The following is a 14,442-nucleotide window of genomic DNA, read 5'->3' on the forward strand; positions in this document are numbered from 1 at the left end:
GAGGATGCGCCCCCCATCCGGCGTATCTGCCCAGCCATCAGCATAGCTATTTTCCCCCCCGTCCAATGCCTCCAACCATATATTATATAAAAAACACCAGGACCCGCCAAACGGCGGGTCCCTTGTCGTTTATGCTGGTCCGTACCGGCAGATCACGTCCCGGCACCAGGCAAGCAGCCGGTCTGTCAGGGCCGGCAGGTCCTCCTGGCACTCCCCCGCTTTCAGGGCTTGGGCGGTCTGCAGGATCTCAAGGTCTCTTCCGGTCAGGCGCTGTGCCAGGTCCTCCCGCCGGCGGCAGTAAGTCCCTTGCTCCAGGTACGCCTTGGCCTGCAGCAGGAACACCGCAGACTTGTAGGCCTCCGCCACCGCCTCCCGGCTCCTGCCGTGGAGAAAGTTGTGACAGCACAGGTGGTACAGCCCGCAGGCCCCGGTGTGGAGAGCCCGGCGGACGTCCTCCTCCCGCTCCGGCGGCAGCAGGTCTGTGAGGCGCCCGTACCAGTCGGCGGTGTCATGGCGGAACTGGAACAGGTCCGCCGGATCCCAGGCCGCCAGCTCCGCCGCGCCGGAGACGAAGCCGCACAGCTTGTCCCGGTCCGGAAGGTCCTGCACGGCCTTCCGGTAAGTCTCCAAATCCTGGAGAGCGCAGGCGTCCAGGATGCACACCACGTCGATGTCGCTGTCCGGTCCGGCCTCTCCCCTGCCCCGGCTGCCCTGGAGGCCGACGTATCGGACCCGGTCCCCGAAGGCGGCCCGGACGGCCGCGATATATGTATTCATCCAGCTGTTTATGTCCAGCATCACAGTTTCCTCATATGGGCCCCGGCGGATTTCAGCATCAGCTTCTTCTTGCCTACATTGTCAAAGGCCACCTCCACCAGGGCATCGCCGCCCATGGGCCGGACGGAGAGCACCATGCCCTTCCCGAAGGCGGTGTGCTCCACCATGTCCCCCTGCTGCAGCTGCAGCAGAGTCGCCGCAGGGGCTGCGTTTTTCTGCAGGGACTGCAGGGGCCGCTGGGCCGCATGGGCCGGGGCCCGGTAGCTGTGTACGCCGCCGCTGCTCCAGGAGCCGCCGGTGCGGGCGGAGGCGCCGCCCCAGCCCTCCTCGTACCGGTCGCCGCCGAAGGTGCTGTCGTGCTCCATACCGCCGAAGCGGGGCTCCGGCTTGCTCTCCCAGCGCATGTTCTCCTCCGGGATCTCGTCCAGGAACCGGGAGGCCCGGTTGGAGCTGGTGCGGCCGTACAGCATCCGCTGCCGGCAGTTGGTGAGAATCAGTTTCTCCTTGGCACGGGTCATGGCCACGTAGCACAGCCGCCGCTCCTCCTCCAGCTCCTCCTGGTCGTACTGGGCAGAGGAGCCGGGGAAGATGCCCTCCTCCATGCCCACCACGTACACCACCGGGAACTCCAGCCCCTTGGCGGAGTGGATGGTCATCAGGGTAACGCAGTCGTCGCTGCCCTCCACACTGTCCAGGTCCGTGTACAGGGCGATCTCGTTCAGAAAGCCGGAGAGGGTGGCGTCCTCCGGGTCCTGCTCCAAAAAGCCCAGAATGTTGGACTTCAATTCCTGCACGTTCTCGATGCGGCCCCGGCTCTCCATGTCGTTCTTCTCCTCCAGGGCCCTCACATAGCCGGTCTGGTCACAGACGGCGTCGTAGAACTCCGGCAGGGCCAGCTCCGTGCCCTCCCGCCGCAGACCGTCGATCAGGTCGGCGAACTTCAGCAGCTTGGAGGCGGCGGATTTCAGCTCCGGGAACAAATCCGCGTTGCGGATGATCTCATACAGGGACGCCCCCTGGCTCTCCGCCAAGGCCCCCACCTTGTCCAGGGTGGTGGCGCCGATCCCCCGGGGCGGGTTGTTGATGACGCGCCGCAGCCGCAGGTCGTCCAGGGGGTTGTTCAGCACGCACAAATAGGCCAGCATATCCTTGACCTCCGCCCGGTCGAAGAACTTCATGCCCCCCACCACTTTATAGGGGATGCCGTTGCGCTTCATGGCGTATTCCAGCTGGTTGGACTGGGCGTTCATCCGGTACAGCACCGCCGTGTCCCGGAAGCTCCGTCCCCGGTTCACCCCCATCAGGATGTCCCCGGCCACGTAGTTGGCCTCGTCGCTCTCGTTGAAGGTGGTCTTGATGGTAACCACGTCGCCGCCGCCGTTGTCGGTCCACAACGTCTTGCCCTTGCGGCCCTGGTTGTTGCGGATGACGGCGTTGGCCGCGTCCAGGATGTTCTGAGTGGAGCGGTAGTTCTGCTCCAGGCGGATGGTCCGGGCCTTGGGGTACTGCTCCTCGAAGTTCAAAATGTTCTCGATGTTGGCGCCCCGGAACCGGTAGATGGACTGGTCGTCGTCGCCCACCACGCAGAGGTTCTGGTACCCCCCCGCCAGCAGAGAGGTCAGCAGGTACTGCAGGTGATTGGTGTCCTGGTACTCGTCCACCAGCACGTAGCGGAACTTCCGCTGGTAGTAGTCCAGCACCTCGGGCTCCTGCTGCAGCAGCGTCACCGTATGGAAGATAATGTCGTCGAAGTCCAGGGCGTTGGCAGTGCGGAGCCGCTTCTCATAGGCGGCGTAGATCCTGGCGTAGTCCTTCATCCGCCAGTCGTTGGCGGCCTCCGCCCGCTTGGCGAAGTCCTCAATGGACTCGTACTGGTCCTTGGAGTGGCTGATGGCGGCCAGGACGCTCCGGGGCGGATACGTCTTTTCGTCCAGGTGCTTTTCCTTCAGCACGTCCTTGATGACCCGCTTGGAGTCATCGGTGTCGTAGATGGTGAAGTCCTTGTCGAACCCCAGCCGGTCAATGTCCCGCCGCAGGATCCGCACGCAGGCGGAGTGGAAGGTGGAGGCCCAGATGTCGTTGGCATCCGGCCCCAGCCGGGCGGCCAGACGGTCCTTCAGCTCCCCCGCCGCCTTGTTGGTAAAGGTGATGGCGATGATCTCCCAGGGCCGGGGCACGTCCACGGCGCAGAGATGCCGGGCCCGGCGGACGTCCTCCTCCGTGGGCCGGGCCGGGAAGCTCTCCAGAAACTGCAGGTCCTCCTCCGTGGCCCAGACGGGCACCTCGTCGGAGTCGCTGCCCCGGCCGTAGGTGAGCAGATTGTACACCCGCTGGATCAGCACCGTGGTCTTGCCGCTGCCGGCGCCGGCCAGCAGGAGGAGCGGCCCCTCCGTGGTCATGGCGGCCTGGCGCTGCATGGGGTTCAGCCGCTGGAGGTCCTGGGCGATGACCGCCTTCCGGGCGGCGATGTAGCGTTGCTTGAAGTCTTCCATATGTCCACCGTTCTCCGTTGATCTCAAAAAGTCTCGGCCCCTATTTTACGGCAAAATCCCCCGCCGGTCAAGGCGGGAAAGCGGCTGTTTCCAGTCTGCCGCTTTTGTTACCGATTTGAGGTTGACAAATGTCTACCTATCTGCTATGGTCAAATCAGAAGAATTGGTAGACATTCGTATACCATGGAGGTGAGAACATGCGGGTCAATCTGTCCGACAGCGAGTGGAAGCTGATGAACCGGCTGTGGGAGCAGTCCCCCCGGACCATCATGGAGCTGACGGCGGCGGTGAAGGATGACACTGGCTGGAGCAAGAACACCGTCATCACCATGCTGTCCCGTCTGGAGGCCAAGGGAGCCGTCCGGCACGAGGAGGGCGGCCGGGCCAAGCGGTACTTCCCGGCGGTGGATCGGGAGGACGCCGCAGCAGCGGAGACGGAGAGCTTCCTCTCCCGGGTCTACGGCGGCAGCCTGGGCCTGATGGTGAGCAACCTGGTGGAGAGCCACCAGCTGACGGCGGCGGACATCGCGGAGCTGTCCGCCATTCTGGAAAAGGCGGGAGGCGAGGAACATGCGTGAGATCCTGTTGACATCTTCCGTGCTGATCCTGGCGGTCCTGCTCTTGCGGCTGGCGTTCCGGGACCGGATCTCCCGCCGGGCGCAGTACGCCCTGTGGGGACTGGTGCTGCTCCGGCTGCTGGTGCCGGTGAGTTTGCCGGGAGTGGACTTCTCCGTCCTGTCGGCGGCGGAGCCGGTGGGACAGGCGGTGGCAGAGCGGCTGGAACAGCGGATGGTCTACGCCATGCCCACGGAAGTTTATGATTATGCGGATCCGGGCCAATCGGGCGCCACAGAGCCATCCCCGGCGGCGGGCAACTTCGGTGTCACGGACGATTCCATGGATCTCGTTGACCGGACCTGGCACTCCAATCTGGCACCCGACGGCACCGTGCAGTCTGAATATTACTCCGGCGGGGTCATCATCGAAGGAGATCAGTCCACCCATTACTTCTTCATGCTGCCCATCTCGGAGCTGCTGACGATCCTCTGGCTGGCAGGTGTCGCCGGTATTGCGGTGTGGTTCCTGGTGACCAACCTGCGGTTCTGGCGAACGCTCCGGCGGACACGGACGCCTTACGCCGTGGAGGGCTGCAGGTATCCCGTGTACCTGGTGGCGGAAGGGCTCCCCTCCCCCTGCCTGTTCGGGCTCTTCCGGCCCGCCATCTACCTGACGCCCGCCGCCGTGGCCTCCCCGGAGCGGCTGGGGCACGTGCTGGCCCATGAGACCGCCCACGCCCGGCACTTAGACCCCCTGTGGTCCCTCCTGCGGTGCGTGTGCCTGGCGGTGTACTGGTTCGACCCCCTGGTGTGGGCGGCCGCCGCTGTCTCCAAGACCGACGGGGAGCTGGCCTGCGACGAGGCCGCCATCCGGGCCCTGGGAGAGGACCAGCGCATCCCCTACGGCCGGACGCTGCTGTCCCTGATCCCGGTGCGGAAGGGGCCCGGCGCGCCGCTGCTGTCCGCCACCACCATGACGGCGGGCAAGCGGCAGCTGAAGGACCGGATCACCCGCATCGCCCGGGGGAACCAGACCCGGGCGGCGGCGCTGTTCCTGGCCCTGGCCCTGGTCGCCGGGGTCTGCGCCGTCACCTTCACCGGGGCCAAGGCGGAGTCGGACCCTGTCCCCCTCACCGGCGACGAGCTGGCGTATTTCAATGAGGAGTTCTTCAACAACGACACTGTGGACAACGTGGTGGGACTGAATATCCACAACCAGTTCCTCACCTCCCTCTATGAGCGGCCTGAGGACATCGACCTCTTTGAGCTGTTCTACTGCGGCACCGGCCTGTCCGGCAGCATGAGCGACGAGGAACTCCGTCTGGTCTACGGGGACACTCTGGCGGATTGCGCCCGGTATAAAGCCACCACAGCCGATATGGATGGTATTTTGGAGGAATATATGGGCCTCACCGTGGCCGAGACCAGTGGCGTGGGACTGGAAAACTTCACGTATCTGCCGGATTATGACGCCTATTACTGGGCCCATGGGGATACCAACTACTTCCACAGTGTCCAGGTCACCGCCGGGGAGCGGGTGGGCAATACCATCCGATTGTACTACCCGGATACCTCCGCCCGCTATGACAGTGCGTGGCTGTGCGTGACCCTGGAGGCCCAGGACGACGGCTCCTACTGGTTCGTCTCCAACCTTCCCAGCGAGCAGCCCGCCATCCCAACCGTATACCCGGAGGGGGATCCGGTGCTGACCATCCCCCTGACGGATCTCACGCCCTATGAGCCGGAAGCCGTGGAAGTCACCCGGCACACGGGCGACTGTGCGGAGCGGGGCGGCGGGTATGGCGTGGACAGCGAGGACGGTGGGCAGGTTTCCGTCTATATCTACCGTTCCACAGACGGCAACCTCTATGCTGCCGAAATCGTCGACATGGAAATCGGGCAGGGAGGGCGTGTGGACGTGTGGAATGTGGACTGCTTCTTCACCTTCCCGGAACACAACACGCTGAGTGCCAGTGATTCCAACGGCTACGCCGTCTCCGTGGACTTCTTCAAGGACCTGTTCGGCCACAACGGGCTGGTGCTCCATTACTCCGGCGAACTGGACGAACACACAAGCGTCACCTTCCACGACTACTACTATTTCGATTCCAACCGCAATCCCGTCCTGCTGGCCCGGGTCCACGGCGCGGAACCGGCGATCCTGGATCTGGACGGAGACGGGGCCAACGAACTGCTCTCCGACGATGACGGGATCTCCGGCGGCGCCCAGCTGGTGTTCCAGCGGGACGGGCAGCTGTACGAGGCGAATCTGACGGACCTGCTGCAGGCGGCCTGGCCGGAGATGGCCTGGTGGGACTACAGCTCCATCGACACCAGCCGCCGGTGCCTCACCATCGTCGGCATGGTCCAGTACGCTGACGGCGGGACGCCCTACCACTTCACCCGCTACCTCTACTTCGACGGGGAGAACATCCTGGTGTACCAGGACAACACCACCTATACAGACCACGTGGCCGACAACATCGACGTGCCGGAGGCGGTGCTCTCGGCGGCGAAGGACGCCGTCCTCTCCGCTCTGGACTACTGGCGCAGCCACACCGGCGCCATGGCCTATGTAGACAGCCAGTGGCAGCAGACGGGTACTCAGGCGGAGTGGGACGACTGGCGGATCACGGAACTGGTGCTGACGGACACGGTGCCCGCCTACCCGGAGCTGGGGCTGCGGGTGTACGGCCTTCGCTATGAGTTCCACACCACCACGCCGGAAAACGTGATGCTGGCCGGCGGCATGTACATGGACGAGGATGGCTGGGTGGGCGGCCTCAACACCCTGCCCCCGGTACTGGTGTTCCACACCATGGCCAACAGCGGCCCCGTCCTGCTGCAGAGCTCCATTCCCAATGACGTGGGCCGGAGCAGCGACAACCCCATGTTCGCCGGTCTCATGGCCCAGGTGGCGCTGGAGAACGGCCTGCTGACCCCGTCGGAGGTGCGGGCGGAAGACCTCTACTACATGTTCTACAACGGCCAGGATGTATTTTTGAATCTCATCGGAGCCTTCCCCGTGGATGAGCAGAATGCGGCCCTGGATGCCATGGCAGAATACGCCGTGTCTGTGGCGAACACCGACGACGGCGGGCTGCTGGCAGACGGCCTGCAGCGGCTGGAGGAGTATGATGGCCTCTATGAGCTGACGGAGGATGGCGAAGCGGCACACCAGCGGCTGCAAAGCGCCTGGACCCGGGCCCAGGCGGAGGCGGAGCGGCAATCGCTCCTGGCCGGCCAGGCCCAGGGGAAGGGCACGGTCTATGAGGCCAGCGGCCTCTCTCTGTGGGTGCCGGCGGGCTGGGCGGACATGGCGGTGGTCACCGCCCGGGATTCCGTCTGGTCCGGAGAATCCGTGCCGGGGTTTGACGTCTACGAGCGTCTGGCCCACGACGCAGATCCCTACACCGGGCGGGTCTGGGATGTCCGGGCCCTCACCCGGACACAATTCCAGTCCGCCTTTGGGGACGCGGACTGGTCGGAGATCCTGGGAGCTTCCAGCTATGTGATCGGCTCTGACGACACCTACATCTATCTCCTCTCCACCCCTACGGACGTACAGTTCCTGGTGGAGGATCCCACCAGCATGGCCCAGTATGCGCTGCTGCGGGACCAGTCCCAGGCGGTGCTGGAGGACTTCCTCTCCCGCAACGGCATCACCCCCAACCCGGACTGCCCGGATGCCGACGGGTGCTATGTGGGCTCCGCCTCCGCGGCCCCCAGTCCCGCCCGGCCCACGGAGGCGGACATTCAGGCGGCGATTTTGAACCATCGGGTAAACGCCACCGCCCATCAGTATAACTTCTCCACAGAAGCTCACCGGGTGCTGGACGCTGTTCAGGACGGTAGCGTCTGCACGGTATACCTCCTGGTGTGGTACAGCGCCTATGAGCGCACCGCCACCGGCTGGCAGAGCGGCACCAACGGCCAGTTCCCCGCCGCCGTCACCTTCATCTGGCAAAACGGCGGCTGGGAGGTCACAGACTATCAGGAGCCCGCCTCCTACGCCACGGACCTGCGGACCATCTTCCCGGAGGAACTGGCGGACATGGTGGTAAACGACGACGAGGCCTGGGCGGCGCTTCAGGAGGAGTGCCGGGCCAAGGCGGAGGCGTATTTTGCGGAGCACCCGGTCTCTGCCTCCCTGCTGCAGTCCTCCAGCGCCCCGTCGGAGGAGGCCCTGCACGCCGCCATCCTCCACTATCAAAGCAGTATCCTGCCCATGGATTCCGACGGCTGTGCGGAGGCCCACCAGGTGCTGCAGGAGACCTCCGGGCAGGACACCCACACCTTCCACCTGTTCGTCTACTGCACCAGCTTTCTTGAGGAAGACGGGTTCCCGGTACAGGACTGGTATTCCCTGTTCCCCGCCTCCATCACGTTCCGCTATGAAAACGGCAGCTGGCAGCCCGTGGGATCCTGGGGCTTTTACGGCAGCGACACCTTTGACCGCCCGGACCTGTTCCCCGACTTTCCAACCGAGACACTGGATCTCTATGTGAAGGACGGCGTCCAGACGGATCTTTTCAAGGAGCTCCATGCCGAACTCCGCGCAGAGTGCCTGCAATCGGCGGAGGCGGAGTTTGCGTAACCCCCAGTCTCCCCAATCTGCCGGAAGGGTCCCGATACCCGCAAGCAAAAAAGAACGCCCCCAGGTGGGGGCGTTCTCTTTTGTGCGTACTCACTGGGCCAGGAACACCAGGTTCCGGTCCGTGATGAAGTTGGGGACGCTGTACACCACGCAGATCTGGTCGATGCCGTTCTCCGCTGCGTACTGGGCGGGGGACAGCCGATAGTACCGCAGGTCCAGCAGGTGGACCTCGGCAAAGCTCTGGGCCAGGAAGGGGGCCAGAGCGTCGGAATAGGAGTCCCGGATCAGCAGGAGCCTGCCGCCGTCCCGGGCGTTCTCATTGCGGATGACGCACAGGGGCTGGTTGCCTCCCAGGAAGGAGGAGTACTTGTCCTTCTGGTCCAGATAGCTCCGGTCGTACAGCATACCGGGCTCCGGGGAGCCGGTGCGCCAGGAGGTGACGGTGAGGCCGTCCTCTTTCACCCAGTACTCCATGGTGTCCGGCGTCAGCCAGTGGATGCCGGACTGGGAGTACAGGGTCCCGTTGAAGTCCGTGCTGGCGGTCTCCGGTGTAAAGTCATTAGACTTTAGGGGCGCTCGTCCCAGGCTTTCCAGCAAGGCGTTGGCCCCGTAGAAGGCACCCAGGCTGGTCCAGTGGTGGTCCGTCCGGTAGAAGATGGGCTCGCCGGCGTGGGCCGTCAGGGCGGCGGAGAAGTCGATCAGAGGCAGGCCCGTGTCCGCCGCCTGGGCGAGATAGGCGTTCTGGTCCCAGGACGCCGCTCCCTCCGGCAGCTTGTCCCGCCACACCTCCGCCGCCGAGGGGATCAGCCCCAGGTACACGGGGACGTCCGTGTTCCCCGCCAGCTGGGTGACATACCCCAGGTTCGTCTCCTCCAGGCCGTCGGCAGGAGCGTCCACCTTGGAGATCAGCGTTTCATCCTCACAGAGGTAAATGTTATTGAACAGCCGCTTGCCGATGAGCTGCTCCGTCCGGGCCTTCAGGCCCGTCCACTCATCCCGCAGAGGGAACTGGTCTGCCACGTATTCCTCCACCTCCGAGGTGTAGGTGCCGTCCCGCAGCGCCTCCCAGGAGAATTCCGGCACCTGCTGCAAGGTCCGGTTCTCCACGTCGGACCGCTCCCGGTCCGGCAGCAGGAACTGCCACACCATCAATCCCCCCAGAAAGAGGCAGAACAGGGCTGTGATCAGCCGGGCATATGCTTTTGTCATGATCTGCCTCCTCTCAGAACCGGAAATACAGGAAGGGGTTGTAGCTGCCGTCCACCAGATAGGCGGTGCACACCACCAGGGAAAGTCCCATGAGCACCGGGGTGAACAGGACCTCCGCCCGCCGGGGCAGCTTGGCCCACAGCCGCTGGCCCAGGGCGGTGGATGCCAGCACCAGGGCGATCAGCGTCACGGCATAGCTCCGCAGCCGGAAGCCGTCGGCAGCGCTCCACAGGGGCCCGCCGCCGAAGCAGGTGGCCAGGTAGTCCCCGCACACGGACAGGTCCACCATGGCGAAGAGACCCCAGCCCACGAACACCACGATGAGGGTGTAGAGGTGCTTGAGGACCTTCGGGGTCCTCTCCAGCACGCCCCGGAGGACGTACCGCTCCAAGATCAGCCAGGCGGCGAAGTACAGGCCCCACAGGACGAAGTTCCAGCTGGCTCCGTGCCAGAAGCCGGTGCAGAACCAGACGATGATGAGATTCCGGATGGTCTTGACGGTACCGCCCCGGTTGCCTCCCAGGGGGATATACAGGTAGTCCCGGAACCAGGTGGTCAGGGACATGTGCCACCGCCGCCAGAAGGTGCCCACCGAGTCGGCGCAGTAGGGGTGGTCGAAGTTCTCATTGAAGCGGAAGCCGAAGATGCGCCCCAGACCGATGGCCATGTCGGAGTAGCCGGAGAAGTCGAAGTAGATCTGGAAGCCGTAGGCGGCCAGGCCCAGCCAGCCCCCCAGGACCGTCAGCGTCCCGGCTCCCTGAGCCGCCAGGCACTCCTCCCACAGGGCGCCGATGGAGTTGGCCAGCAGCACCTTCTTGGCAAGGCCCACACAGAACCGCCGGGCGCCCAGGGCGAAGTTCTCCGACGTGTGGACCCGGTGCACCAGGTCCGCCGCCACCGTCTTGTACTGGACGATGGGCCCGGCGATCAGCTGGGGGAACATGGTGACGAAGGTGCCGAACTCCACCAGATTCCGCTGCACCGGCGCGTCTTTCCGGTATACATCGATGGTGTAGCTCATGGTCTGGAAGGTGTAAAAGGAGATGCCGATGGGCAGGGGCACGCCCCACAGGGGGATGGTGACTCCCAAAAGCTCCACGCTCTTGGGGATCAGGATACCCGTCAGGGCGTACAGGTTCTCGGCAAAGAAGGTGCCGTACTTGAAGAAGAACAGCAGTGCCAGGTTGAAGATCACCGACTGCGCCACGAACCACCGGGCCTTTTTGTCATCGCTGCGGTACTTCTCTACCAGCAGGCCGTGGGTATAGTCGATGGCAATGGACACAAACATGATGACGATGTAGACCGGCTCTCCCCAGCCATAGAACAGCAGACTCACCAGCAGCAGGATGAAGTTCCGCCATTTCAGAGGCGCCAGGAAATACACCAGCAGCGTCAGCGGCAGATAGAGGAATAAAAAGGTCAGGCTGCTGAATACCATCGGCGTCCCCTCCCGGTTCTGTGTTTCATCCGGCCGGCCGCGGCATTGCCGCGGCCGGTCTCCTTCTTATGCAAACTGGGCATTGAACTGCTCCGTGATCTCATCCTGATGCTCTGCCGTGGCGATCATGGCCACATAGGTCCCGTGCTGGACAACCTGGGCGTCACTCCAGGTCTCCATGGACTCCGGATACCAGGCGCCGCCCTCTGCCTGGGCGTCCACCCGGTCCTGGAGGATGGAGGCGGCAGCGGCGGCGTCCTCCTCGGTGGCGCACTGGGCCAGGACGATCTCGTTCACCACGGCGCTCATCATGGGGGCCTTGGCGATCAGCTGCTCCGTGGCCACATCCGCCAGACCGGGGTAGTAGCTCTCCAGCAGATCGCCTTCCACGTCCATCATCAGGATGTCCTCCTCGCCGCTGGAGGCAGCGTCCTCCGTCCAGCCGTATTCCTCTGCCAGACCGGCATAAAAGCTGGACAGGGACACTTCGGCGGTGTCGGCGGAGCCGTCGGAGGTTCCTCCGCAGGCAGTCAGCAGGCCCGCGGCCAGCAGCGCGGAAAGCGCCAGGGTCAAAAATCTCTTCATGTGCATTGGATTCCTTTCTGAAGTTCTCGGGGAATACAGACGGGCCGTCCCGCCGAAAAGTTCCCTCCTGCCGCCAGTATTTCCAGATTTTTTTCTTTTAGCACAGAGCCTTCACCCGCACTTGCAATTCCATGCCCCAGGCGGTATCATGACACTATCACGATTGAAAAAGGCGGGAACACACAATGTACAGTTTTCGGAACGATTACAGCGAAGGCGCCCACTTCAAAGTCCTCCAGGCCCTGGCGGATACCAACGCCGTCCAGACCGTGGGGTATGGCCTGGACCCGTACTGCCGGACCGCGGCGGACACGGTCCGCCGCCTCTGCGCGGCCCCGGACGCAGCCGTCCACTTTCTGGTGGGCGGGACCCAGGTGAATCTGGTGGCCGTCGACGCATTCCTGCAGTCCTATGAGGCGGTGATCGCCGCCCAGACCGGCCACGTCAGCACCCATGAGACCGGGGCCATCGAAGCCACCGGCCACAAGGTCTGTATCGCGGAGAGTCCCGACGGCAAGCTGACCCCGGCTCTGATTGAATCCGTTCTGGCAGGCCACAACGGCACGGAACACATGGTGCTGCCCCGACTGGTGTACATCTCCGACACCACCGAGATCGGAACCCTCTACACAAAGGCGGAGCTGACCGCCCTGCGGCAGTGCTGCGATGCCCACGGCCTGTTCCTCTATCTGGACGGCGCCCGGCTGGGCTCCGCCCTCACCTCCCCCGACAACGACCTGACCCTGCCGGATCTGGCCGCCCTTACCGACGGCTTCACCATCGGCGGCACGAAAAACGGCGCCCTGTTCGGGGAGGCTCTGGTGCTCACCCACCCCCTGCCCCACTTCCGCTGGCACATGAAGCAGCGGGGCGCCGTGCTGGCCAAGGGACGGCTGCTGGGCGTCCAGTTCCAGGCACTGCTGGAGGACGGCCTGTACTTCGACCTGGCCCGCCACGCCAACCAGCTGGCCTTCCGGCTCCGGGACGGCATAACTGCCCTGGGATACCCCTTCCCTGTGAGCTCCCCCTCCAACCAGCAGTTCCCGGTGCTGCCCAATGAGACGGTGGCAAAGCTCCAGGAGATGGGCTATGAATTTGAGACCGACCACCCGGTAGATGCCGGCCACACCTGCATCCGCCTAGTGACCAGCTGGGCCACGCCGGAGTCGGCGGTGGAGGACTTCCTCCGGGACCTGTCCAAGTGCTGAATCCCCAAGGGACCGCCTGTCGGCGGTCCCTTTTTGTGTGGCGCATCCCCATCTGCCGGCCCGTTTGCCCTGTCAGACCCTTTATCGTACTTTTGTTCGATTTATACTTGACAGAAACATTTGTTCGAGTTACAATACGATTAGAACATAAGTTCGAACAAGGAGGGTTTTCCATGAGCGGCTGGACTTTCTTTTTTATTTTGGTAGGCGTGGTCTTTCTGACCTCTCAGCTCTTCCGGGTCATCGACGCCATCGAGCGCCCTGCCCGGCGCCACCCCCGGCGGCGGGCTGCCCTCCGGTAAGATGGATGTTCTGGAGAAGCTCACCATCCTGACGGACGCGGCCAAGTACGACGCGGCCTGCACCTCCAGCGGCGGGGACCGGAAGGCCAGGGCGGGATGGATCGGCAACACCACCTCCTCCATCGCCGGTTGCTGCCACTCCTTTTCCGCTGACGGGCGGTGCGTGACGCTTTTGAAGGTGCTGCTGACCAACCGGTGCGTGTACGACTGCAAATACTGCGTCAACCGCCGCAGCAACGAGACGAAGCGGGCCATGTTCACCCCGGAGGAGCTGGCGGATCTCACCATCCAGTTCTACCGCCGGAATTATATCGAGGGACTGTTCCTCTCCTCCGGCGTGTACCGCTCCCCGGACTACACCACGGAGCTGATGATCCGGGCGCTGCGCATCCTGCGGGAGCAGTACCGCTTCAACGGCTACATCCACGCCAAGGCCATCCCCGGCACGGCGCCGGAGCTGGTGGAGCAGCTGGGATTCCTGGCGGACCGGCTCAGCGTCAACATCGAGCTGCCGTCGGAGGCGGGCCTCCGGGCCCTGGCCCCGGACAAGACGAAGCAGGCCATCCTGGCCCCTATGGGCCAGATCCGAGTGCGGGGACAGCAGAGCCGGGAGGAGCTGGTAAAATACCGTCACGCCCCCAGGTTCGCCCCCGCCGGCCAGAGCACCCAGCTGATCGTGGGCGCCACGGCGGACACGGACTTTCACATCCTACGGCTGACCCAGGGGCTGTATGACCGCTACCGGCTCAAACGGGTGTTCTATTCCGCCTACGTGCCGGTGGTGGAGCACGCCCTGCTCCCCGCGAAGGACACAAAGCCGCCCCTGCTGCGGGAGCATCGGCTGTACCAGGCGGACTGGCTGCTGCGGTTTTACGGCTTCCGGGCGGAGGAGCTGCTGGATGCAAGCCACCCGGACTTCAACCCCCAGGTGGACCCCAAGTGCAGCTGGGCCCTCCGGCACCTGGACTTCTTCCCGGTGGAGGTGAACCGGGCGGACTATGAGGCCCTGCTGCGGATCCCCGGCGTGGGGATGGTCTCCGCCAAGCGCATCCTGGTGTCCCGCCGGACCCGGAAGCTGCGGATCGAGGACCTGCCCAAGCTGGGAGTGGTGATGAAGCGGGCCCAGTATTTTCTCACCGCCTCCGGCCGCATGGCGGAAGGCCTGCGGTTCACCCCGGACAGCCTGCTGCGGAACCTGATCGCGGCGGAGCGGCCTTCCCTGCCCCAGCCGGAGCTGGAGCAGCTGTCCCTGTTCGCCCCTGTGTGAGGGAGGT

10 protein-coding genes are annotated in these 14,442 nt (G+C 64.4%); 5 read left to right on the plus strand and 5 right to left on the minus strand.

What is annotated here, in order from left to right; all coding sequences use genetic code 11:
- Positions 1 to 129: 129 nt before the first annotated feature.
- Positions 130 to 798, minus strand: a complete 669-nt coding sequence (locus H9X91_RS00005) for a nucleotidyltransferase domain-containing protein (RefSeq protein ID WP_204801268.1) — start codon at positions 796 to 798, stop codon at positions 130 to 132.
- Entirely contained in the window at positions 798 to 3,269 is a 2,472-nt protein-coding gene (locus H9X91_RS00010) for an ATP-dependent helicase (protein WP_204801270.1), read from the minus strand. Before H9X91_RS00010 ends, H9X91_RS00005 begins: the two co-directional genes overlap by 1 nt.
- 197 nt (positions 3,270 to 3,466) lie before the next feature.
- Between H9X91_RS00010 and H9X91_RS00015 the strand changes: the two genes are divergently transcribed.
- Together H9X91_RS00015 and H9X91_RS00020 are read left to right on the plus strand one after the other, a co-directional pair.
- Positions 3,467 to 3,847 carry a BlaI/MecI/CopY family transcriptional regulator gene (locus H9X91_RS00015; protein WP_204801272.1) on the plus strand — a complete coding sequence of 127 codons (381 nt, stop codon included), beginning with the start codon at positions 3,467 to 3,469 and terminating at the stop codon, positions 3,845 to 3,847.
- Positions 3,840 to 8,423 (plus strand): M56 family metallopeptidase, encoded by a 4,584-nt coding sequence (locus H9X91_RS00020; RefSeq protein ID WP_204801274.1) that lies wholly within the window; start codon positions 3,840 to 3,842, stop codon positions 8,421 to 8,423. The genes H9X91_RS00015 and H9X91_RS00020 overlap by 8 nt, the downstream gene beginning before the upstream one ends.
- A 90-nt stretch (positions 8,424 to 8,513) precedes the next feature.
- On the opposite strand, the gene H9X91_RS00025 is transcribed toward H9X91_RS00020, so the two are convergent.
- From H9X91_RS00025 to H9X91_RS00035, 3 genes are all read right to left on the minus strand, one after another.
- Positions 8,514 to 9,632, minus strand: a complete 1,119-nt coding sequence (locus tag H9X91_RS00025; RefSeq protein WP_204801275.1) for a DHHW family protein — start codon at positions 9,630 to 9,632, stop codon at positions 8,514 to 8,516.
- A gap of 13 nt (positions 9,633 to 9,645) precedes the next feature.
- Positions 9,646 to 11,073, minus strand: coding sequence for an MBOAT family O-acyltransferase (locus H9X91_RS00030; protein ID WP_204801277.1), 1,428 nt, complete (start codon positions 11,071 to 11,073; stop codon positions 9,646 to 9,648).
- A 66-nt stretch (positions 11,074 to 11,139) separates the two neighbouring features.
- Entirely contained in the window at positions 11,140 to 11,658 is a 519-nt protein-coding gene (locus tag H9X91_RS00035) for a DUF4358 domain-containing protein (protein WP_204801279.1), read from the minus strand.
- Positions 11,659 to 11,843: 185 nt separating this feature from the next.
- On the opposite strand from H9X91_RS00035, the gene H9X91_RS00040 reads away from it, so the two are divergent.
- From H9X91_RS00040 to H9X91_RS00045, 3 genes are all read left to right on the plus strand, one after another.
- Complete coding sequence (locus H9X91_RS00040) at positions 11,844 to 12,866, plus strand: threonine aldolase family protein (RefSeq protein ID WP_204801282.1); 1,023 nt, start codon at positions 11,844 to 11,846, stop codon at positions 12,864 to 12,866.
- A gap of 173 nt (positions 12,867 to 13,039) precedes the next feature.
- Entirely contained in the window at positions 13,040 to 13,168 is a 129-nt protein-coding gene (locus H9X91_RS14550) for a hypothetical protein (RefSeq protein WP_275552496.1), read from the plus strand.
- A gap of 1 nt (position 13,169) precedes the next feature.
- Positions 13,170 to 14,435 (plus strand): putative DNA modification/repair radical SAM protein, encoded by a 1,266-nt coding sequence (locus H9X91_RS00045; RefSeq protein WP_204801283.1) that lies wholly within the window; start codon positions 13,170 to 13,172, stop codon positions 14,433 to 14,435.
- Positions 14,436 to 14,442 lie beyond the last annotated feature (7 nt).

The sequence above is a fragment of the Oscillibacter valericigenes genome (genome assembly GCF_016902445.1).
GTDB classification, from domain to species: domain Bacteria; phylum Bacillota; class Clostridia; order Oscillospirales; family Oscillospiraceae; genus Oscillibacter; species Oscillibacter avistercoris.

Bases quoted from the DNA above. Each gene is read 5' to 3' on its own strand.
- H9X91_RS00040 (WP_204801282.1), top strand. From the start codon at position 11,844: ATGTACAGTTTTCGGAACGATTACAGCGAAGGCGCCCACTTCAAAGTC.
- H9X91_RS00025 (WP_204801275.1), bottom strand. From the start codon at position 9,632: ATGACAAAAGCATATGCCCGGCTGATCACAGCCCTGTTCTGCCTCTTT.
- H9X91_RS00015 (WP_204801272.1), top strand. From the start codon at position 3,467: ATGCGGGTCAATCTGTCCGACAGCGAGTGGAAGCTGATGAACCGGCTG.
- H9X91_RS00030 (WP_204801277.1), bottom strand. From the start codon at position 11,073: ATGGTATTCAGCAGCCTGACCTTTTTATTCCTCTATCTGCCGCTGACG.
- H9X91_RS00020 (WP_204801274.1), top strand. From the start codon at position 3,840: ATGCGTGAGATCCTGTTGACATCTTCCGTGCTGATCCTGGCGGTCCTG.
- H9X91_RS00010 (WP_204801270.1), bottom strand. From the start codon at position 3,269: ATGGAAGACTTCAAGCAACGCTACATCGCCGCCCGGAAGGCGGTCATC.
- H9X91_RS00045 (WP_204801283.1), top strand. From the start codon at position 13,170: ATGGATGTTCTGGAGAAGCTCACCATCCTGACGGACGCGGCCAAGTAC.
- H9X91_RS00035 (WP_204801279.1), bottom strand. From the start codon at position 11,658: ATGAAGAGATTTTTGACCCTGGCGCTTTCCGCGCTGCTGGCCGCGGGC.
- H9X91_RS00005 (WP_204801268.1), bottom strand. From the start codon at position 798: ATGCTGGACATAAACAGCTGGATGAATACATATATCGCGGCCGTCCGG.
- H9X91_RS14550 (WP_275552496.1), top strand. From the start codon at position 13,040: ATGAGCGGCTGGACTTTCTTTTTTATTTTGGTAGGCGTGGTCTTTCTG.